The 21,592-nt window shown below is 64.7% G+C and carries 19 protein-coding genes; 10 read left to right on the top strand and 9 right to left on the bottom strand.

Features of this window, described 5'->3' with window-relative positions; translation table 11 throughout:
• Positions 1-23: 23 nt before the first annotated feature.
• The 5 genes from era to nagZ are packed head-to-tail and all read left to right on the top strand — an operon-like array spanning position 24 to position 4,263.
• Positions 24-1,073, top strand: a complete 1,050-nt coding sequence (gene era / locus VFW84_RS01720) for a GTPase Era (protein ID WP_414638861.1) — start codon at positions 24-26, stop codon at positions 1,071-1,073.
• 15 nt (positions 1,074-1,088) lie between these two features.
• A complete protein-coding gene (recO, locus tag VFW84_RS01715; protein WP_329678700.1) occupies positions 1,089-1,901 on the top strand; it encodes a DNA repair protein RecO in 813 nt (270 codons plus the stop codon).
• Positions 1,898-2,719 (top strand): pyridoxine 5'-phosphate synthase, encoded by an 822-nt coding sequence (locus VFW84_RS01710; RefSeq protein WP_329678699.1) that lies wholly within the window; start codon positions 1,898-1,900, stop codon positions 2,717-2,719. The genes recO and VFW84_RS01710 overlap by 4 nt, the downstream gene beginning before the upstream one ends.
• Entirely contained in the window at positions 2,716-3,129 is a 414-nt protein-coding gene (gene acpS, locus VFW84_RS01705) for a holo-ACP synthase (protein WP_329678698.1), read from the top strand. The genes VFW84_RS01710 and acpS overlap by 4 nt, the downstream gene beginning before the upstream one ends.
• A gap of 30 nt (positions 3,130-3,159) precedes the next feature.
• Positions 3,160-4,263 (top strand): beta-N-acetylhexosaminidase, encoded by a 1,104-nt coding sequence (gene nagZ / locus VFW84_RS01700; RefSeq protein ID WP_329678697.1) that lies wholly within the window; start codon positions 3,160-3,162, stop codon positions 4,261-4,263.
• Positions 4,264-4,288: 25 nt separating this feature from the next.
• On the opposite strand, the gene VFW84_RS01695 is transcribed toward nagZ, so the two are convergent.
• From VFW84_RS01695 to VFW84_RS01680, 4 genes are all read right to left on the bottom strand, one after another.
• A complete protein-coding gene (locus VFW84_RS01695) occupies positions 4,289-5,740 on the bottom strand; it encodes an aldehyde dehydrogenase family protein (RefSeq protein ID WP_329678696.1) in 1,452 nt (483 codons plus the stop codon).
• Positions 5,733-7,577 carry an AMP-dependent synthetase/ligase gene (locus tag VFW84_RS01690; protein WP_329678695.1) on the bottom strand — a complete coding sequence of 615 codons (1,845 nt, stop codon included), beginning with the start codon at positions 7,575-7,577 and terminating at the stop codon, positions 5,733-5,735. The genes VFW84_RS01695 and VFW84_RS01690 overlap by 8 nt, the downstream gene beginning before the upstream one ends.
• A 180-nt stretch (positions 7,578-7,757) precedes the next feature.
• Positions 7,758-8,492: a PEP-CTERM sorting domain-containing protein gene (locus tag VFW84_RS01685; protein WP_329678694.1), complete on the bottom strand. Its 735-nt coding sequence runs from the start codon at positions 8,490-8,492 to the stop codon at positions 7,758-7,760.
• 157 nt (positions 8,493-8,649) lie between these two features.
• Positions 8,650-11,580, bottom strand: coding sequence for an Rne/Rng family ribonuclease (locus tag VFW84_RS01680; RefSeq protein WP_329678693.1), 2,931 nt, complete (start codon positions 11,578-11,580; stop codon positions 8,650-8,652).
• Between the two features lie 787 nt (positions 11,581-12,367).
• Here VFW84_RS01680 and VFW84_RS01675 point away from each other — a divergent pair.
• The 4 genes from VFW84_RS01675 to VFW84_RS01660 are packed head-to-tail and all read left to right on the top strand — an operon-like array spanning position 12,368 to position 15,359.
• Complete coding sequence (locus VFW84_RS01675; RefSeq protein ID WP_329678692.1) at positions 12,368-13,321, top strand: RluA family pseudouridine synthase; 954 nt, start codon at positions 12,368-12,370, stop codon at positions 13,319-13,321.
• Between the two features lie 22 nt (positions 13,322-13,343).
• On the top strand, positions 13,344-14,012 hold the full coding sequence (locus VFW84_RS01670; RefSeq protein WP_329678691.1) for an HAD-IA family hydrolase: 669 nt from the start codon (positions 13,344-13,346) through the stop codon (positions 14,010-14,012).
• A complete protein-coding gene (locus VFW84_RS01665; RefSeq protein ID WP_329678690.1) occupies positions 14,005-14,382 on the top strand; it encodes a Rieske (2Fe-2S) protein in 378 nt (125 codons plus the stop codon). The genes VFW84_RS01670 and VFW84_RS01665 overlap by 8 nt, the downstream gene beginning before the upstream one ends.
• Before the next feature lie 2 nt (positions 14,383-14,384).
• Complete coding sequence (locus VFW84_RS01660; RefSeq protein WP_414638857.1) at positions 14,385-15,359, top strand: S49 family peptidase; 975 nt, start codon at positions 14,385-14,387, stop codon at positions 15,357-15,359.
• On the opposite strand, the gene VFW84_RS01655 is transcribed toward VFW84_RS01660, so the two are convergent.
• Complete coding sequence (locus VFW84_RS01655) at positions 15,360-16,202, bottom strand: HDOD domain-containing protein (protein WP_329678689.1); 843 nt, start codon at positions 16,200-16,202, stop codon at positions 15,360-15,362.
• Between the two features lie 156 nt (positions 16,203-16,358).
• Positions 16,359-16,937, bottom strand: a complete 579-nt coding sequence (locus VFW84_RS01650; protein WP_329678688.1) for a chalcone isomerase family protein — start codon at positions 16,935-16,937, stop codon at positions 16,359-16,361.
• Between the two features lie 273 nt (positions 16,938-17,210).
• Here VFW84_RS01650 and VFW84_RS01645 point away from each other — a divergent pair, with 273 nt between their 5' ends.
• Positions 17,211-18,026, top strand: a complete 816-nt coding sequence (locus VFW84_RS01645) for a type III pantothenate kinase (RefSeq protein ID WP_329678687.1) — start codon at positions 17,211-17,213, stop codon at positions 18,024-18,026.
• Between the two features lie 9 nt (positions 18,027-18,035).
• Here the strand turns inward: VFW84_RS01645 and hslU are convergent, their stop codons facing one another.
• The 3 genes from hslU to VFW84_RS01630 all read right to left on the bottom strand — a co-directional run.
• A complete protein-coding gene (hslU, locus tag VFW84_RS01640; RefSeq protein ID WP_329678686.1) occupies positions 18,036-19,361 on the bottom strand; it encodes an ATP-dependent protease ATPase subunit HslU in 1,326 nt (441 codons plus the stop codon).
• A 4-nt stretch (positions 19,362-19,365) separates the two neighbouring features.
• On the bottom strand, positions 19,366-19,914 hold the full coding sequence (gene hslV, locus VFW84_RS01635) for an ATP-dependent protease subunit HslV (RefSeq protein WP_329678685.1): 549 nt from the start codon (positions 19,912-19,914) through the stop codon (positions 19,366-19,368).
• A 58-nt stretch (positions 19,915-19,972) separates the two neighbouring features.
• Positions 19,973-21,592, bottom strand: a 1,620-nt coding sequence (locus tag VFW84_RS01630; protein WP_329678684.1) for an STAS domain-containing protein, incomplete at its 5' end; no start/stop codon positions are given.

The following is a 21,592-nucleotide window of genomic DNA, read 5'->3' as shown; positions in this document are numbered from 1 at the left end:
GACGTTTTCTTTGATTCTTTTTGATGTCCGTGAACCTTCCTGACGACAACGCGCCCGAGGCGCCTCCCGAGGCGCAAGCCAACCCTGATCTGGACGCCATGCTGGCCGGCCTGGCCCTGGCCAAAAAGGGGCAGGAGGGGGCGGGCTCGGTGGCGCCGGGCGAGCAGCGCTGTGGCCTGATCGCCATCGTCGGTCGCCCCAATGTGGGCAAGTCAACCTTGCTCAATGCCCTGGTGGGGCAGAAGGTGTCCATCACGTCCAAGAAGGCGCAGACCACGCGCCATCGCATCACGGGCATCCGCACCGAAGGCGATACGCAATTTGTCTTTGTGGACACGCCCGGCTTCCAGACGCGCCACGTGGCGCGCGGCACGGCTGCCCTCAACCGCAATCTCAACAAGACAGTGCAGGCCACGCTCGCCGATGTCGATGTTGTGCTGTTCCTGGTCGAGGCCGGGCGCTTCAGCATGGACGATGCCAAGGTTCTGTCCCTGATGCCTGCCGACAAGCCGGTCATCCTGGTGGCCAACAAGCTCGACACGGTGCAGCGTCGCACGGACCTGCTGCCCTGGTTGCAGAGCATGCAGGAGCGCCATCCTTTTGCCGAATACGTGCCCTTGTCGGCCCAGAAGCTCGACGACGTGCGCCGCCTGAGCGCCATCGTGCGCCCCTATCTGCCCCAGCAACCCTGGTGGTATGACGAAGAGGCGCTGACCGACCGCACCGATCGTTTCCTGGCCAGCGAGATCATCCGGGAAAAGCTGTTCCGACTGACGGGCGACGAGTTGCCCTACACCTCGACCGTGGTGATCGACACCTACACGGAAGAGCCCTCCAACAAGCCGGGCGGTCGCCCCATGATCCGGGTGGCGGCCTCCATCATTGTGGAGCGTGACTCTCACAAGGGCATGGTGATTGGCGATGGCGGTGAGCGTCTCAAGCGCATCGGCACCGAGGCACGCATGGAGCTCGAACGCCTGATGGACACCAAGGTCTTTGTCGAGATCTGGGTCAAGGTGCGCTCCGGCTGGGCCGATGACGACACGCGCCTGCGCACCTACGGCTACGAATAAGCAGGCGAGCGGGCTGTGGCGACTTCCGCAGGATCGGGTGCAAGCCGCCCACCGGTCAAGGCGGGGGCGCGGTCTCCGACCCTGGCCTATGTGCTGCACAGCCATGACTGGAGCGAGTCCAGCCTGATCCTGGACCTGTTCACGCGTGATCAGGGGCGCGTGGTGGCCGTGGCCAAAGGGGCCAAGCGCCCCTATTCGCAATTGCGACCCGTGCTCATGCCTTTCCAGCAGATCCTGGTGACCTTCGGCGCCAAGCAGGGCCCCGATGCCGAGGTCTGGCTGTTGCGGCAGGCCGAGTGGGGCGGTGGTCCTGCCTGGCCAGGGGGCTCGGCCTTGTTGCCCGGCTTTTACGCCAACGAGTTGCTCATGCGGCTCTTGCCGCGCCATGATCGCCTGCCACGTCTGTGGAGCGCCTATGCGGGCTTGCTGCCCGCCTTGACCCTGTCGGGCAGCCTGCAGGCCTCCTTGAGGGCCTTCGAGCTGATGGTGCTGCGCCAGCTTGGGCACCTGCCGGACCTGTCGCTGCACAGCGCCAGTGGTCAGCACGTGGATCACGATGTGCTCTATACCCTGCACCCCGAATTGGGCGTCACCGAGGCCACGGCCGAAGACCCCGCCTTGCCTGGCTGGCTGATGCAGCAACTGGAGTCGGCGCTGGGGCCGGCCTTCGAAGACTTCAGCGAGGGGCTGCCGGAGCCCCTGCTGCAGGCCTGCCTGCTGGCCTCATCCGACATGCGCTCGCTGTTGCGGGCTGTCCTTCACTATCATGTGGGTCCTCAGCCCTTGCGCACACGCCAGCTGATGATGGACCTGACCCAATCGATATGAGCTTCTCTCCCTTGCAATGGACCGACACCCACAGCGCCCTGCTGGGGGTCAACATCGACCATGTGGCCACGCTGCGCAATGCGCGCGGTGGTCTGTATCCGGATCCGGTGGCCCTGGCGGCCCTGGCGGTCGAGGCCGGTGCCGACATCATCACCTTCCATCTGCGTGAAGACCGTCGCCACATCCGTGATGCCGATGTCGAGCGCATGAAGGAGCACATCCGTGCGCCGTTGAACTTCGAGGCCGCCGTGACCGATGAGATGGTGACCCTGATCGAGCGCATCCGCCCCGAGCATGTCTGCCTGGTCCCGGAGCGTCGGCAGGAGATCACCACGGAAGGCGGTCTGGACGTGCGGGGGCAACTCGCTCGTGTGAAGGACGCCTGCGCGCGCCTGGCGGCGGCTGGCAGCCGCGTGTCCCTGTTCATTGGCGCTGACCCTGAGCAGATCGATGCGGCGGCCGAGGCTGGCGCGCCTTGCGTCGAGTTGCACACCGGCCCCCTGGCCAACGCCTGGTGGGCGCAGGACGATGCGGCCGTGCAGGCCGAACTCACCCGCCTGAAGCAGGGCCTGGCCCATGCGCGCGGCCTGGGCCTGCGAACGCACGCCGGGCACGGCCTGGCGCTCAGCGACACCGGCCCGGCCATGCCCTGGATGCCCACGGTGCAGCGCACCAGCAGTGCGGCACTGATTGCGGCATTGCCCGAGGTGATGGAGTTGCACATTGGGCATGCCCTCATCGGCCATGCCGTGATGGTGGGACTGCGTCAGGCCATCGGCGACTTCAAGGCCGAAATCGTGCGGAGCCGCCGCGCATGATCGTGGGCATCGGCACCGACCTGTGCGACATCCGCCGCCTCCAGTCGACGCTGGAGCGCCAGGGGGACCGTTTCGCGCAGCGGGTGCTGGGCCCTCAGGAATGGCTGATCTATCAGCAACGTCTGGGCGAAGCGCCCGGGCGTGCGCTGCGCTACCTGGCCACGCGCTTTGCGGCCAAGGAAGCATTCTCCAAAGCCATCGGCACGGGCATGCGCGCGCCCATGTCGTGGCAGCATTGCGAGATTCTCAACGCGGCCAGTGGCCAACCTGCGCTGGCCCTGTCGGGCGAGCTGGCTCCCTGGTTCGAAACGCGCTGCTGGACGGCGCATGTGTCCGTGTCCGATGAAGTCGATCATGCCCTGGCCTTCGTGGTGATTGAACGTCGCCTTGACGAGCCGCCAGCGGCCTGACCCTGTTCACCCTTTTACCTGTGTAGCATCATGGCCAAGAAACCCATCACCAGTGCCCCCACCATCGCCCACTCACCCGTGGTGCTGGACATTGAAGGGCTGAGCCTCAACGCCGACGATCGCCGACGCCTGCGGCACCCCCTGACCGGCGGGCTGATCCTCTTCGCTCGCAACTGGCAAAGCCGTGCCCAGCTCACGGCCCTGTGTGCCGAGATCAAGTCCATCCGTCCTGACGTGCTGATCTGCGTCGACCATGAGGGCGGGCGAGTGCAGCGTTTCCGCACCGACGGCTTCACGCACTTGCCCCCCATGCGTGACCTGGGCGAGATGTGGATGAAGGACGACAAGCGCCCCCACGGCCATGGCGCCATGGTGGCCATGGACGCGGCCAGTGCCTGTGGCTATGTGCTGGCCAGCGAGTTGCGTGCGTGCGGCGTCGACCTCAGCTTCACGCCGGTACTCGATCTGGACTGGGGTGAAAGCTCGGTCATCGGTGACCGCGCCTTCCACGGTGATCCGCGTGTGGCCACCACCCTGGCACGTTGCGTGATGCAGGGGCTGCTGCACGCCGGCATGGCCAACTGCGGCAAACATTTCCCCGGCCATGGCTTCGTCAAGGCCGATTCCCATGTGGATGTGCCGGTGGACAAGCGCAGCCTCAAGGCCATCATGGCCGACGATGCCAAGCCCTACGAATGGCTCAGCACTGTGCTGACCAGCGTGATGCCGGCCCACGTGATCTACCCCAAGGTGGACAGCCTGCCCGCCGGCTTTTCACGCCGCTGGTTGCAGGACATCCTGCGTGGACAGCAAGGCTTCACGGGCGCCATTTTCAGTGACGATCTGAGCATGGAAGGTGCCAGCGTGGCCGGCAGCTATACCCAGGGGGCCATTGCGGCGCTGACGGCGGGCTGTGACATGGTGCTGCTGTGCAACCAGTCGCTCCAGGGTGGCAAGCCGGTCGATGAATTGCTGGATGGTCTGAGCCAGGCGCTGGCCGATGGCCTCTGGCAGGCCAGCGCCGACAGCGAGGCACGCCGCCTCGATCTGCTGCCTCAGATGGCCCCCATGACCTGGGACGACCTGATGCACCACGCCCCGTATCTGCAGGCCCTGGCACGCCTGCCGCTGTGACCCCGGCGTGGTGGCTGATCGGCCTTCAGCCTACCCGCCACTGCAGCCAACGCATGATGCCGCGCAGGGCCTGATGCTTCCAGGGGCGCATGGGCTGATAGGTGAGCCAGCGGGCCAGCATCAGGCGCCAGGATTTCAGCACTGCGCGCTCGTGTGAGAAGGCCATGAAGCCCCAGCGGCCATGCGAGGCGCCCTGACCGGAGTGGTTGACGCCCCCGAAGGGCAGATTGCCATGCTGGCTGTGCAGCACGCAGTGGTTGATGCACATGCCGCCCGAGCTGGTGCGGGCCTTCACGGCCTGGATGTGCTCGTGACGTGAGCTCCACATGTACAGGGCCAGGGGCTTGGGGCCCCGGTTGATGCGCTCGATCACTTCGTCCAGTGAGCGGTAGCCCACGATGGGCAGCAGGGGACCAAAGATCTCTTCCTGCATGATGCGCGCGTGGTCAGGCACCTGGTCCAGCAGGGTGGGGGCCACATAACAATCTTGCAGGTCGACCTGACCGCCGCAGAGCACGCGCGCGCCCTGGGCTCGTGCGCCGTCAAGCAGGCGGGCCAGCCGCAAGGTGTGATGCGCATTGACGATGCGCGTGAGCGCCGGGTTGGCGCGGATGGCCTCGTCGTTGTGCCCCCATCCTTCGCGCAGCACCGCCAGACATTGTGCGATCAGCGCCTCCTTGACGCGCTCATGCACGAACACATGGTCAACGGCCAGGCAGACCTGGCCACTGTTGATCAGCTTGCCCCACATGATGTTCTCCGCGGCCCGGCGCAGATCGGCGCTTTCGTCGACGATCATGGGCGATTTGCCGCCCAGCTCCAGCGTCACGCTGGCCAGGTGCTGCGAGGCAGCGGCCATCACGGCCTTGCCCACCTGGGGCGAGCCGGTGAAGAACACATGATCGAAGGGCAGGGCGAGCAGGGCTTGCGAGGTGGCCAGTGCGCCCTCGAAGAGCGCGACCTCGTGGGGCTCGAAGGCCTGCTCGACGATGCGGGCCATCACGGCCGAGACCTGAGGGGTCATCTCCGAGGGCTTGAGGATCACCGGGTTGCCGGCGGCCAGAGCCGACACCAGTGGCCCCAGGCTCAGATTGAGCGGGAAGTTCCAGGGCGCGATGATGAGCGAGCGACCCCGGGGCTGAACCTCCAGCCAGGCCGAATTGGTGGCCGAGATCAGGGTGCTCCACACCGGACGGGGGCGCATCCAGCGGCCCAGATGAGACACCGCATGCTGGGCTTCGGCCAGGACAGGCAGCAACTCGTGGCTATCCACCTCGACGGTGCTCTTGCGGAAGTCGACGGCGAAGGCTTCGTAGAGGGCCTCACGGTGGTCCATCAGCGCGCGGACCAGCCGCTGGATGCGGGCAATCCGCTCCGCCGCGGTCGAGGTGCGCCAGGCCAGCGCGGTGGCTTGCTGCGATGCGAACACCGCCTGCAATCGGGCCGGATCGGCCTCCTGGATGAGGGGCTCAGTCACGGTACAGCCGGTCAATCAGCGCCTGGTGTCGGTCGATCACGACCTTGCGCTTGACCTTCATGGTGGGCGTCAGCTCGCCACCCTCCACGGTCAGGGGCTCACGCAACACGGCGAACTTGCGGATGTGCGCCACCCGTGCCTGGTGCTGGTTGACATGGTCGATGGCGTGCTGGACAGCTTCCAGCACCTGAGGGTGATCGTGCAGGCCCTGTTCGCCCAGTTGATTTTCCTTGGCAAACTCGGCCAGCATCTGGGCATCGAGGGTCACGAGCGCGCTCAGGTAGTGGCGGCCATCCCCGCAGACCACGGCGTGTTCGATCAGATGCGTGTCCATCAGATCGGCTTCGATGTTGGCCGGCGAGATGTTCTTGCCACCCGAGGTGATGATCAGGTCCTTCTTGCGGCCCGTGATGTAGATGAAACCATCGGCATCGATGTGCCCCAGGTCTCCGCTGTAGAGCCAGCCATCGACCAGTGTCTCGGCCGTCGCTTGTGGCTGCCCGGCGTAGCCCTGGAAGATCTGCGGGCCACGCACCAGGATCTCGCCATCGTTGGCCACGCGAACTTCAGAGCCCGGCAGCGGTTTGCCCACGGATCCGATGCGTGTGTGACCCGCCGTGCTGAGCGAGGTGGGGCCGCAGGCTTCGGACTGCCCATAGAGCTCCCTGATCACCAGGTCCAGACCCGTGAAGAAGCGCAGATTGTCTGGTGCGATGGGGGCGGCCCCGGAGATCAGCAGGTGGGATTGATCGAAGCCCAGGGCCGCCTTGACCTTGCCGTAGACCAGTTTCTGCGCCACCCCACGCTGCAGGTCCAGCCAGGCGCCGGGTGCTCGACCCGCGAGCGTGCGGGCATGCCATTCACGCCCGACGCCCATGGCCCAGCGCGCCATCACCGCCTTGATCCCCTGGGCCTGCTGCAATTTGCTCTCGATGGCGGCCTGCATCTTTTCCCAGACGCGCGGCACACCAAAAAAGATGGTGGGGCGCACCTCCTTGAGGTGATCGCCCAGCTCTTCCATGCTGCGTGCGAAGTACACCGTGAAGCCGATGCACGCCTGGTTGTGCATGCAGCCCATCTGCTCCGCGATGTGGGCGAAGGGCAGGTAGGACAAGATGCGGTCGTGTTCGGTGGCCCTGAAGGCCCGTGTCAGGGCCAGGGCCGTCCAGGACAGATTGCCATGGCTCAGCACCACGGCCTTGGACGGGCCGGTGGTGCCCGAGGTGTAGATCAGCGAGCCGATGTCCTGGGGCCCGATGTCGCCCAGACAGCGCTCCAGGGCTGCTTCCAGACCCAGATGCCCCATGGCCATGAAGTCTCCCCAGTTGATGACCTGGGCTTGATCGGGTGGGACGCTCTGGCCCATCATCACCACCTGGCGCAGATGGGGAGCGTTGGGTAGGCAGGGGGCAACCTTGTCGAAGCGGGCCAGGTCCTCCACCACCAGCACCGGGGCCTGGCAGTGGTTGAGGATGTAGTCGATGTCCTTGCTGGAGGCGGTCCAGTAGATGCCCACCGGGATGGCGCCGACCGACATGGCGGCAAAGGCGGCGACCGACCATTCAGGCCGATTGAAGCTCAGGATGGCGACCGAGTCGCCCTTTTGCACCCCCATGGAGAGCAGTGCGCGCGCGGCGCAGCGGACCTGGGAGGCGTAATCCCGCCAGGTACTGGCTTGCCAGCCGTCCTGGGTGCGGATGTAATAGGCAGGGCGGTCTCCCAGTCGGGTTGCCGTGGCCATCAGTCGCAAGGGCGCCGCCACAAAGTCCTCCAGAACAGCCGGATGGGGCTGGGGTGCCCCAGTGCCGGTGGTGGACGCGACGGACGGTTGTGCCATGCAGGGCTCCTCGATGCCTGTGGATGCGTGAAGGCATTAGAAGCACGATTGACGTTAACGTCAATCACCTATCGTATAGGTAAAACCCTTTGTTGCGTGAAAGTGCGCCAAAGCGAAAGTGGACAAAAAAAGGCGTCACGGACTTTCATCCGTGACGCCAGAATGGCTTGTCGATGCAGATCAGGCCGTGGCGGCGTCTTCCGCAGCAACCACCTTCTTGCGGCGGGCCATCATGCCCAGCACGCCCAGACCAGCGATGGCCAGAACGTAGGACTCGGGCTCCGGAACCGCGGTGGTCACGGCACGGATCTCGTTGTCGAGCAACTTGGCGGTGCTGGCGTCGGTGGTGTCGGCCCAGTCATAGCCGTTCACGAAGACATAACCCAGGCCCACGGCGCCACCAATGATGGCGGTGGCGCCGCTGGAGCCACGCGTGGCCAGGATCGTGCCGCTACCGATGGACGCGAAGTCCTGGAAGAACTCGGTGCCGCCACCCGCCTGGTAGCTGGCGCCCAGGCCAGAGCCCAGGCCCAGGACCGTTCCTGCGGCCGTGAAGACCACCGGGTCAGACGTGACGTATGAACTGTAGTTGTCGGTCACGGTGGCACCCAGCAGGGAGCCACCATAGCCAGACGACGACCATTCCGTGATCAGCGTGCCGCCTGCATTGACAAATGCGGTCAGGTCAGAGTTGCCAGTGGCCTGGCGAATCATCAGAACGGCATCCAGACCGGCCAGATTGCTGGCGCTGAAACTGACGTTGCCAAAGTCGGTCACGGTGTGACCCAGTGCCGACAAGGAGGAAACGTAGTCGTTGCCATAAGAGCCGAACACGCCCACATTGGCGGCCTGTGCGGTGGCCGAGACGCTCAGCACGCCGATCAGGGCCAGGCGAGCGAGTTGTTGTTTGATCATGTTGTGTACCTCAAGTTATCAGTGGAAGGCGCCAATCTATACAAAGAGTCACATATGAGACACCCCTAGAACAACAATGACCATTCAAGTGAGGGGGCATGAAAAAAGCCCCGCTTGCGCGGGGCTTGGTATAGGAGTCTTTCAGAAGACTCTGGCGTCAGGCGGCCGATTCGAACGGCAGCTTGATCTGGCTGAGGTCCTTGCGGGTCTCGACCAGGACCAGAGGGCCTTCGTCCAGGACCGGTGCGGGCTTGCGCTCGCGGGGCACATGGACAGGCTTGGGCTCTGCTGCGATGGCTTCCTGCACAGCGCGGATCTTGTCCGCATCGGAGTTCACCCATTCCAGGCCGGCTTCAGCGGCCAGAGCAGCCAGATCCGCCAGCGGCAGCACGAAGGACTCCGCCACGGCAGCGGGTGCCTGGGCAAAGGCCGGCGCGTCATTGGCGGCAGGTGCAGCGCTGACTTCTTGCGTGGCCTGCAGCGCAGGCTCCGCAGCCGGAGTGGCCACGGTCACCTCGGTGGACTCGGGGGCCAGGCTGAAGGGGCCGGTGCCGACATCGGCAGGCACGGGCAGGGCCATGCTCAGTCCGCTGTCCTGCGCTTCGCTGCCTTCGCCTTCGCGGCGTTCACGACGCTCACCACGACGGTTGCGTTCACGACCACCGCGACGGCGACCCTCTTCACCCGTCTCCGAGGTCTCGCTGGCGCCAGAGGCTTCAGCAGACTCATCGGTGCGGGTGGTGTCGCCAGCGGATGCGCCGTTGTCTTCACCCTGCGCGGCATCCTGCTCGCCACCACGGCCACGGCCACCACGACGGCGACGGCGACCCCCTTCACGGGCTTCTTCGGCGCCCATCTCATTCGAGGGGGCGTCCACCTGCGCCTGGGCTTGACCCAGCTGGGTGTCGACTTGCTCGTTCAGGCCTTCGGTGACGCTGGTCTCGCGGGGAGCGCGGTCACCGCGCTCGCCACGGCGACGACGGCTGTTGTCGCGTGCTTCACCTTGTGCATCGGGGGCGGCATTGGCATCCGTGGCGGGTCGCTCGTCGCGCGAACCACGGCGGCCACCACGGCCTTGACGCTCCTCACGACCTTCGGCGTTGTCGCCCGCGGGACGCTCGCTGCGGTCGCCTCGACCGCGGCGCTCACCGCGACCGCCTTCGTTGTTGCGTTCACCACGCTCGGCGCGCTCGCCATTGCCGTTGCGTTCGCCACGGCGCTGGCCATCGCGACGACCACGTCCCTGGCCCTTGCCATCGCGGCCACCAGGCTCTGCAGGCGCGACGGCCGGCGTGACCGGTGCCGCCACTGGCGCCGGTGCAGCTGCGGGGGCCTCGCCGCCGGTGAACAGGCGCTTGAGCCAGCCAAAGAAGCCGCCGGAGCTGGCCGGGGCCACAGGTGCCGCCACGGGGACCGGCGCGGCATGCTGCACGACCACCGGCTGGTTGTCGGCCACTTCCAGCTTGGAGGCAGCCACGGGTGCGGGCTGATCGGGCAGCACGCCCTTGATCACGGGCTCCTGCTTGGGCTTGCCGGTTTTTTCGCGGCGGGTGATGCCCACATCTTCCTCGACCTCTTCGACCATGGCGTAGCTGGCCTGGATGTTTTCCAGGCGCGGGTCGTCATGGCGCAGGCGCTCCAGCTTGTAGTTGGGCGTTTCGAGGTGGCGGTTGGGGATCAGCAGCACGGTGACGCGCTGCTTGAGTTCGATCTTGGTGATCTCGGTGCGCTTCTCGTTGAGCAGGAAGGAGGTCACTTCCACCGGCACTTGCACGTGCACGGCGGACGTGTTGTCCTTCATGGTCTCTTCCTGGATGATGCGCAGGATCTGCAGCGCCGAGGACTCGGTGTCACGGATGTGGCCGGTGCCGTTGCAGCGCGGGCAGGTGATGTGCGAGCCTTCGGACAAGGCCGGACGCAGACGCTGACGCGACATCTCCAGCAGGCCGAACTTGCTGATGGTGCTGAACTGCACGCGGGCACGGTCAAAGCGCAGCGCGTCGCGCAGGCGTTGCTCGACCTCGCGGCGGTTGCGCGACTCTTCCATGTCGATGAAGTCGACGACGATCAGGCCGCCCAGATCGCGCAGACGCATCTGGCGGGCGATTTCGTCGGCGGCTTCCAGATTGGTGCGGAAGGCGGTTTCTTCGATGTCGCTGCCACGGGTGGCGCGGGCCGAGTTCACGTCGACCGAGACCAGAGCCTCGGTGTGGTCGATCACGATGGCGCCGCCTGAGGGCAGGTTCACCGTGCGGGCAAAGGCCGTTTCGATCTGATGCTCGATCTGGAAGCGCGAGAACAGGGCGGCATCATCACGGTAGCGCTTGACGCGGTTGGCCGTGTCGGGCATGACGTGCAGCATGAACTGCTTGGCCTGCTCGTAGATGTCGTCCGTGTCGATGAGGATTTCACCGATATCGGCGGTGAAGTAATCGCGGATGGCGCGGATCACCAGCGACGATTCCTGATAGATCAGGAAGGCGCCCTTGCCCTCTTGTGCGGCGCCGTCGATGGCGGTCCACAGCTTGAGCATGTAATTGAGGTCCCACTGCAGCTCGGCGGCGGTGCGACCGATGCCGGCGGTGCGGGCGATCAGGCTCATACCCTTGGGGTATTCGAGCTGATCCATGGCTTCCTTGAGTTCTTCGCGGTCGTCACCCTCGATGCGACGGCTCACGCCACCGCCACGGGGGTTGTTGGGCATCAGGACCAAGTAGCGGCCGGCCAGGGAGACGAAGGTCGTCAGGGCGGCGCCCTTGTTGCCGCGTTCTTCCTTTTCGACCTGGACCAGCAGGGATTGCCCCTCCTTGATCACGTCCTGGATCTTGGCCGAGCGGACGTCGGCGCCTTCCTTGAAGTATTGACGCGAGATTTCCTTGAAGGGCAGGAAACCGTGACGCTCTTCGCCGTAATCGACAAAACAGGCTTCGAGCGAGGGCTCGACGCGGGTGACGATGGCTTTGTAGATATTGCCCTTGCGCTGTTCGCGCCCTTCGATTTCGGTTTCGAAGTCGAGCAGTTTCTGTCCATCGACAATGGCCAGGCGCCGCTCTTCGGGCTGCGTGGCGTTGATCAGCATGCGCTTCATGTGCACTCCTGTGAACATCGAGGCTGTCCGGGATGGCGGCCGGACAAAACCTCATGGCGCCCCAGACCTTGCGGGTCTGTGGCAACGCTTATGCACGAATCAACGCGAAAGAATCGAGGTAAGGAATTGCCTGGGCTGCCTGGAACGCGCGTTTGTGGTGGCGCTTGTGTTCAGTGCAGCAAGGGCGCGTGCGGCAACAGCGCAGTCATGCAGCTTGAGCCCACGCGATCAGGCCCTGCCCGCAACGCCGTGGCGCCCGGAAACATGGACCAGAAGGGAGGAGGGATCAGGCATGAGGGGTGAACCTTCACAGGTGCTTGCGACCGCGCCCGCGCCTGGGCGTCTTCCGTCGTGCGGAAGGTGGCCTTGCGGGGGGTATCAGCAAAACAAGCCTTGGAGGGCCCCATCATGTGCATGCGTGTCTGTTGACGCGGACATCAGCGTTTCAAAAAGGAACTCGCTGGCATCCATAAACCTTGTTCGTGATTCGATCGGTGCTGACTCTGACACGACCACCATGCCCGCAAAACCGCACCTTGGGCGGTTTTCTCGAACCTGATGCGACGTGCTGCATCACCATCGGCCTCATTGGAATGGCGCCCGGAGGGTTCAGAACTAAGCGCCTGAACGGTACACTCTCACCGGGCCTTGCCTGTATTGCAATTTACCAATCACAACACACTTTTCAAACGTGGCCAAGCCCATTATAGGTGCGAAAACCTCTTCCCATCGGGCGAAAAATCCCGAAAAGGCCGCGCCAGACCACCCTTTGGCCGCCGCACCGGCCATGGCTGCCCCCGCTGTTCACTACGTTCGCATTGACGAAGGCAGCGAAGGTCAGCGCCTGGACAATTTCCTGATCAAGACCCTCAAGGGTGCGCCCAAGACGCTGGTATACCGCATCATCCGCAGTGGCGAGGTGCGAGTGAACAAGGCGAGGGCCTCGGCCGACACCCGTCTGACGCTGGGCGACGAGGTGCGCGTGCCGCCCGTTCGCCTGCCCGAGCCACAGACCGAGGCCGCCAGTGTGCCGGCCCGCGAATTCCCCATCCTGTTCGAGGACGAACACCTCATTGCCATCAACAAGCCGGCGGGCGTGGCGGTCCATGGAGGCAGCGGGGTGAGTTTCGGCGTGATCGAACAATTGCGCCGCGCCAGGCCCCAGGCCCGCTTCCTGGAGTTGGTGCACCGCCTGGACAAGGAGACGTCCGGCGTGCTGCTGGTTGCCAAGAAGCGCAGCGCTCTGGTGACGCTGCAGGATTGCTTTCGTCATCGCACCGCCCACAAGACCTATGCGGCCATGGTGATCGGCCAATGGCCGGTGGCCCGCAAGGTCATCGATGTGGCACTGCACAAGTTCCTCACCGGTGACGGCGAGCGGCGGGTCAAGGCCGTGGCCGAGGATGCCGATGAAGGACGTCGCTCCATCACCCTGGTCAAGGTGGTGCAGCAGTTCAGCCGTTTCGCCTTGCTGGATGTGACCATCAAGACGGGACGCACCCACCAGATCCGGGTGCACCTCGCTCATGAGGGGCACCCCATCATCGGCGATGAGAAATATGGTGATTTCGCCCTCAACAAGGCCCTGGCGCGGGGTGCCATGGTGGAAGGACTCAAGTTTGACCGCATGTTCCTGCACGCGCGCGAGTTGCGTTTGCCCCACCCCGTCACGGGGGAGGAGCTCGCACTGATGGCCCCACTGCCCGCAGAATGTCAGGCTTTGGTGGATCATCTGGGCTGAGCCCACAACTGTTGTCTTTATCTTGAACGATCTTCGCCCACGCCAGTTCGACCTCATCGTTTTCGATTGGGACGGCACGCTGTATGACTCGACGGCCCTGATCGTCGGGTGCATCCAGTCGGCCTGCGCCGACCTGGGCTTGCCCGTGCCCGGTCGGGAGCAGGCGGCCTATGTCATCGGCCTGGGATTGCACGATGCCTTGCAGCATGTGGCGCCTGATCTGGCGCCCGAGCGGGTTCCCGAGTTGGGGCAGCGCTATCGGCATCACTATTTCGAGAGTCAGCATGCGCTCAGCCTCTTCGAGGGCACGCTGGACCTGCTCGCCATGCTCAAGCAGCGCCAGCACTGGCTGGCCGTGGCCACTGGCAAGTCACGTCAGGGGCTCAATGAGGCGCTGCACCATGTGCAGTTGCGTGGCGTGTTTGACGCCACCCGGACGGCCGACGAGACCCGCTCCAAGCCGCACCCCCAGATGCTGGAAGAGCTGATGAGGGAGCTGGGCGTCGAGCCCGAACGCACCCTGATGATCGGTGACACGACGCACGATCTGCAACTGGCCGCCAATGCCGGCACGGCGTCCATCGGGGTGAGTTACGGGGCGCATGATCCGCAGGCCTTCGCGGCCTTCCCGACCCGGCTGGTGGCCCATTCCGTGGCCGAGCTGCATGACTGGCTGCAGAAACATGCCTGAGTTGAACCTGGCGCCGCAGTGGCTGTGCGAGTCCGCCTCGCTGCGCGAGTGCGATGGCTCGGTGACTTTCGAGGTGCTGGAGCACGGGGCGGTGGCGCCGGCTTTTGCGGTGCGCTTTGACAATGTGGCGCAGGCCTACCTGAATCGCTGTGCGCACATCCCGTCCGAGATGGATTGGCAGCCCGGTGAGTTCTGGGATCAGGACAAGCGTTTCATCATCTGCTCGATCCATGGGGCGCTGTACGAGCCCTCGGACGGGCGGTGTCTCAGTGGCCCCTGTGCAGGCGCCCGCCTGACAGCCATCGCCCTCCAGGAGCGCGATGGGCAGGTGTATTGGTATCCTAACGAGCAATTTCAGCCGGTATTTTGACCATGAACCAAGAACAGATGTCTTCGCCCGTCGGGGGCATGAACGCGGTGCAGCAGCAGCTGCTGGCGGATTTCGCTGGGGCCTACCTCGCCGAGCAGCGCCGTCAGGCACGTTGGCGCTGGGTGTGGCGTGTGCTGTGGATCGGTCTGATCCTGGCCATGATCTGGGCAACGATCGCCAGCGTGCCCGAGGCCACCGCGCCCGTGACGCCCCACACGGCCCTGGTCGAGGTCCGCGGCGAGATCAGCACGGAAGCCGAGGCCAATGCCGACGACCTGAATTCGGCCCTCAAGAGCGCCTTCGAGGACAAGGGGGCCCAGGCCGTGGTGATCCGCCTGAACTCCCCGGGGGGCAGCCCGGTGCAGGCGGGTCTGATCAACGACGAGATCCGTCGCCTCAAGGCCCTGCACAAGAAGAAGGTCTACGCCGTGTGCGAGGAAATGTGCGCTTCGGCGGCCTTCTACATCGCCGTGGCGGCGGATCAGGTCTATGTGGACAAGGCCTCTTTGGTGGGCTCCATCGGCGTGCTGATGGATGGCTTTGGATTCACCGGTGTGATGGATAAGGTCGGCGTCGAGCGTCGGCTGATGACGGCAGGTGCCAACAAGGGCATGCTCGATCCTTTCTCGCCCCGCAATGAGTCGCAGGATGCCTATGCGCAAGCCATGCTCAACCAGATCCACCAGCAGTTCATCAAGGTGGTGCGTGAGGGCCGGGGCAAGCGCCTCAAGGAGTCCGAGGACACCTTCTCGGGCCTGTTCTGGAACGGCGAGCAGGCCATCGCACTGGGTTTGGCCGATCACCTGGGCAGCCTGGATTCCATCGCCCGCGATGTGGTGAAGGCGGAAGAGATCATTGACTACACCGTCAAGGAAAACATCGCCGAGCGTCTGGCCAAGCGGTTTGGTGCCGGCTTCGGTGAGGCCGTGGGCTCGGGCATGGTGCAGGCCATGCGCTCGTCCGTCAGCGTGCGCTGATCAGTGGTCCATGTCCCGGATCTTGCGGGACGCGGCTTCGCTGGAGATATTGAGCAGTTGCGCGACATCGTCGATGTCGTCTGGCAGCGCGGCCTGCGCATTGGCTGAATCCCAGCCGTACTGCGTATGCCGTGCGATGCGCACGGCCAGCATGACCGTGCGCACCTGGGGGTGCTCGGCATGGCGGTCGTCGGTGCAGCGGATCAGCAGATAGGGCAGTTGCCAGGCCCGCATCAGGTTCTGCGACAGATCGCCCACCTCGATGCCCAGGATCTCACGCTGCACGTCGGCCGAGCGCAAGGTGTGGTCATGGGCCAGCTTTTCTGCGATCACATGCATCAGATCCGGGGCGTGACACCATAAAAGCAGCTCGCCAAAGCTGTGCAGCAGTGCGGCCTCCTGGATGATGGAGGCATCCTCGTCCTGCCGGTGCATCGCGAAATGCACGGCGAAGTGGGCGGCGCGGCGGCTGCGCCGGATCACACGGTGCAGGCCCATCATGGCTTGGGGCTTGTCGCGCAGCCAGTGGTCGACGTTCTCGATGTCGCTGAAATCCTTGAAAAACGGATTGATGCCCAGCATCACGATGGCGCCGGTCAGGGTTTCCGGCGGCTCCACACTCAGGCGGGTGCAGTAGCGGGAGACGTGCGACAGCACCTTGAGGGTCATCAGCGGGTCATTGCCGATGCTCTGGGCCAGCGTTTGGGCATCGACCGTGCCTTTGGCCTCTTCGATCTGACGCAACTCGGCGACATGCAGCACCGTGGTGGCGAGCACCGGGATGTCCGCACTGAGCAGGGCATTGGTCCATGCTGTCAGATGAGGCAGTGCTTGAGAGATCATGGGTTCAACTCGCCATTGAGTGGCGTTGAACCGTTATCGACCTATTTCAAGATCTGCACAAGCGGGAGAGCCCCTGACAAGGGCCATGTCAGGGGGGTGGGGCCGTGAAATACGGCCGTTAGCGGCGCGCTTGTGACGATTTGTCGCGGATTGGCCTCACTTGCCGCCGAGCAGGGAGGTCTTGAGGTCGGAGTCCACCGGGTCGTCGCCCAGCCAGATGCGCAGCATGGCCTGATAGAAATCTTCACCGGGGATGTCGGCGCCACGGCGCTGTCCGTCCACGATGATCCGTGTGCCGATGCCGGGCAGGTAGTCGATGTGCACGGAGGTCCCCTTGGGGGCCTTGCCCACGGCGGTCATCATGGTTTCGAGCTGTTCCAGGCGGGGCATCAGGCGCGCGACATCGGCCGCGCTGTTGTTGGCCTTGAAGCCCTTGATCATGGCGCTGACGAATTCGTCGGCCGTCAGATCGCGCAACATCACGGCCTGCACGCTCTTGGCACCGGGGGCGTGAATGACGCCCTGGGCGGTGGTCTGTTTCTGGGGCAGGTAGAGGCTGGCGGCGTAGATGTTGAAGACCACCTTGACCCGCAGTCCGGCGCCATTGAGCTTCAGGGGCTGACTGGCCACTTCGTAGGTGTCGGAGAACTTGACGCCCTTGATGTCGACCGCGGCCCAGGCCGGGCTGAGCAGAAGGGCGGAGACCAGAAGGCTGTTGATCAGTGTGTGTTTCATGGCTTGGGCCTTTTGTAGATGCGCGAGACCAGATATTAGTGTTTCTACTAGGTTTTGGCTGTATGAATGTGTTGCGATGGGGGCTTGCGACCTGTGAACGAGGGGGAGATGTGGTGAAAAAATCTCTCTTGCCTTCGCCCGGCGGGCCCGCCAAACCAGAGATACAAGGGCAGAATCGCGGCAGGACCTCATCATCACAAGACGAGGCATGGCCCAACCTGGGCGCGTTTCGCCACGATGAGGAGGGGAACGTGCCTGTCCTTGGCAGCATTCATGACATTTCTGGTCATTGACATTGGCAACTCACGCTTGAAGTGGGGCCTGTATGACAGCGCGGATCCGGACGCCCCCTTGCAGGCGCACGGGGCCGTCATCCTGGAAGAAATCGACCAGTTGTGGTTCAGTGTCTGGCGGCACCTGCCGCGCCCTGACGGGATGCTGGGCTGTGTCGTGGCGGGCGACGCCATCAAGCGGCGTGTGGAAGAACAACTGGCCCCCTGGGGCCTCAAGCCGCAGTGGCTCGTCTCCAGCGCCGTGGGCGGTGGTGTGCGCAATGGTTATGACCATCCGCACCGCCTGGGCGCGGATCGATGGGCCGCCCTGGTGGGTGCGCGCCATCACGCGGTGCGCGACGGCCGGCCCGTGCCGGCACTGGTGATCATGGTGGGCACGGCGGTGACCATTGATGCCCTGGATGCGTCCGGGACCTTCCTGGGTGGGGCCATCATGCCCGGCTTTGGTCTGATGCTGCGGGCCCTGGAGACGGGCACGGCCGGTCTCAAGGTGCCCATGGGTGAGGCCACGGACTTCCCCACCAACACCAGTGATGCCCTGACCAGTGGCGGCACGGATGCGATCTCGGGTGCAATCGAACGCATCTACCGCCGCCTGGCGCGCCGCGAGGGGGTGGATCCGCTGCTGCTGATGTCAGGCGGTGCTGCACCCAAGCTGGCCCAGTTGGCGGATGAGCTGCCCTTGCGACAGATCGATCATCTGATTTTTGAGGGTCTGCTCACCCTGGCGGCCGAGCAGCGTCAGGCCGCGCGACCCGTGGGTGCCACGGCGGTCGTGGCGGGGTCGGCGGGCTGAGTCTGTCATTCAGAGGATGAAGCGCGACAGATCCTCGTTGCGCGACAACTCGCCCAGGCTGCGGTCCACCTGATCGGCATCCACTGTGTGGGTCTGCCCGCTCTGGTTGGGGGCGTTGAAGCTCAGTTCGTCCAGCAGGCGCTCCATGACCGTCGACAGGCGGCGCGCACCGATGTTTTCGGTGCGCTCGTTCACGTCAAAGGCAATCTGGGCCAGTCGGCGGATGGCGGGCGGGGTGAACTCCAGCGTCACCCCTTCAGCGGCCAGCAAGGCTTGGTACTGCTTGATCAGGCTGGCGCTGGGTTGCGTGAGGATGGCTTCAAAGTCGTCCACTGACAGCGAGGCCAGCTCCACCCGAATCGGGAAGCGCCCTTGCAGTTCAGGGATCAGGTCACTGGGGCGGCTGAGGTGGAAGGCCCCCGAAGCAATGAAGAGGATGTGGTCCGTCTTGACCATGCCGTACTTGGTGTTGACCGTGGTGCCCTCGACCAGAGGCAGCAGATCGCGCTGCACGCCCTGGCGCGAGACCTCGGCGCCCTGTCCCTCGGCGCGGCTGGCCACCTTGTCGATCTCGTCGATGAAGACGATGCCGTTTTGCTCGACTTTGTCGAGCGCGCGGGTCTTGATGTCGTCTTCATTGACCAGTTTGGCTGCTTCTTCGTCGATCAGTTGGCTTCTGGCGTCAGACAGCTTGATCTTGCGCAGCTTGCGCTTGTCCTGACCCAGCTGCGAGAACATGCCGCGCAGTTGCTCGGCCATGTCTTCCATGCCGGCGGGCCCCATGATCTCGACCGTGGGCTTGGCCTCGGCCAGCTCGATCTCGATGTCCTTGTCGTCCAGCGTGCCTTCGCGCAAGCGCTTGCGCATGATCTGGCGCGCGGTGCTGTCGGCGGTGGCCGTGCCCATCGGGTCGTGGCTGGGGGGCGGCACCAGCACGTTCAGCAGGCGTTCTTCGGCGGCATCCTCGGCGCGCACGCGCTGCAGCTTGATCTGATGCGCGCGCTCTTGCTTGATGGCGACTTCGACCAGATCGCGGATGAGGGTGTCCACGTCCTTGCCCACATAGCCGACCTCGGTGAACTTGGTGGCCTCGACCTTGATGAAGGGGGCATCGGCCAGGCGAGCCAGGCGGCGTGCGATCTCGGTCTTGCCCACGCCGGTGGGGCCGATCATCAGGATGTTCTTGGGCGTGATCTCGCTGCGCATTGGCTGCTCAACCTGCTGGCGGCGCCAGCGGTTGCGCAAGGCAATGGCCACGGCACGTTTGGCATCGCGCTGGCCAATGATGTGACGGTCGAGTTCGCTGACGATTTCTTGGGGGGTCATGGCGCTCATGGCGTCAGTCCAGGGTTTCGATGGTGTGGTTCTGATTGGTGTAGATGCACAGGTCGCCTGCGATCTCTAGCGACTTCTTGACGATGTCGGCCGGGGACAGGGCGGTGTGCTCCAGCAGGGCGCGCGCGGCCGCCTGGGCATAGGCGCCGCCGGAACCAATGGAGATGATGCCGTGCTCGGGCTCCAGCACATCCCCATTGCCGGTGATGATCAAGGAGGTTTCCCGGTCAGCCACAGCCAGCATGGCTTCCAGGCGGCGCAGGACGCGGTCGGTACGCCAGTCGCGGGTGAGTTCGACGGCGGCACGCGCGAGATGACCCTGGTGCTTTTCCAGCTTGGACTCGAAACGCTCGAACAGGGTGAAAGCATCGGCCGTGGCGCCTGCAAAGCCGGCAAGCACGTGATCACGGTAGAGCTTGCGAACCTTGCGTGCGCTGGCCTTGACAACGATGTGGCCCAGGGTGACCTGACCGTCGCCGCCCAGGGCAACTTGCCAGCCATCGGGGGTCTGGCGGCGCACGCTGACGATGGTCGTGCCGTGGTAGCTTTCCATGGATCTTCCTGGCAAAGGGGAGGGGAGTCCGGCAGGGCCGGGCCCGTGCCAGTGGTGTTTATACCGCCTGGAGCTTGACCTTGGCGTGTTCGGTGATGCCCATGGCGCCGAAGAACAGCGCGATCAGGCGGTGCGGGTTGATGAACTCGATGCTGCGCTTTTCCGCGCGGCGTGCCAGCACCCAGTTGAGCAGGTCGCCTGCGGCGATGAAGTCCACCCGGATCAGGTGGGCGCAGTCGATGGCCAGGGCCACGCTGGAGCCCAGTTGGGCATCCAGATCGCCGAGTGTGTCGCCGATGTCGCCCACCAGTTGCCCCGACAACTCCAGCGATGCCAACTGGATGAACTCGATGTCCTCGTGCAGTTGGGACTCGACAAAACTGGTCGACACATCGCCGATGTGGCTGAGGGAGACGGTCTGCGTGCAGGCTGCATCGCTCATCAGCTTGACCGTACATTGCGTGGACTCCCAGGACGGCGGGGAGAGCTCGTAGGTCACGCAGTAGTCGATGGCGGTCTCATCGAACTGGTCTGGCCGGTTGCACAGGCGCAGCAGTTCCATGCGCAGCATCCAGAAGGCCGGGTCCGCATCGCGGTTGCCTGTGGGCGATAGCTCGCTCAAGGCGTCCAGCAGGCGATCGACGCCGATCCAGGTCATGGCCACGGTGTCTTGCGCCCAGACCTTGAGTTGCGAGGTGAGCTGGCCAGCCGCCTCGGCGGAAATCGATTCAACCCCCGCCCAGTCCATGGCCCAGGGGCGAGGCAGTTGCAGGACCTCGCAGCGCAGGCGCCCCACGGCCTCGACATCCAGGTGCGGCGGCGCAATCCAGCCTTCCAGGGCCTTGGGCAGGTCCATGTCGGTCACGCGGTGAGCCAGCACATTGGGGTGAGGTGTCTCGGCAGTGACGCCTTGCACCTTGAGAGAGAGGTGGTGGGAGACGCGCTCCGGCAGGGAATACCACTGCGGCGCCGACAGGCCGAACTGATGAACGAATGACACCGCCAGGGCATCGAACTTGGCTGGCAGATCAAGGGCGCGGTAGAGGTCGAAGAGCACCATCCAGGTGTCGGACTGCTCATGGCGCAGGCCCCCGGGCTGGATCAGGTGCAGCAGATCGCGCTCGCATTGCTCGAAGTCGGCGTTCGCGAAAGCAATGACGGCTTCGTCCAGGTCCGGGTCCAGATTGACCTCGCTGACCTCGACGGCGAAGTTCGTGGAATAGCCGTGATGGATCTGGTGCTTGTGGCTGGCCGGCAGCGGGGACAGTTCGGGATCGACCACCATGCTGGGCTGATGCGCCCGCGCGGCAGCCAGCACGCTCTCTGAAATGGTGATGGGTGCCTCGTCATCGGCCGTGGCCGGCGAGGATGCGCCCGGCGTCGCACTGAAGGGGCGCGTATGGGCATAGCCGTCGGCTGGCAGGCTGGCAGGTTGCGTTGCGCCGCCAGGGATGGTGGTGCTGCCACTCAAGGTGGAGGCGCCGGCTGCCGAGCGCCGCGACTCTCCCGAGCCCACCATCTGTTGCTCGATTTCGTCGATCTTGGCCTTGACCGTCATGTCCGACCTGGCACTGCCCGTCATGCGGGAGGAGTCGCTGTCGAGGTTGGATGGCGTGGACAGGGCCAGGGCACTGTCGTGGCTCAGGCCTTCACGGCGGATCTTGCGCAGCATGTCGAG

The organism is Aquabacterium sp. (assembly GCF_036279655.1).
Lineage (GTDB): Bacteria > Pseudomonadota > Gammaproteobacteria > Burkholderiales > Burkholderiaceae_C > Aquabacterium.
Note: the sequence above shows the minus strand (reverse complement) of the source record. Positions and strands in the feature narration are given on the sequence as shown.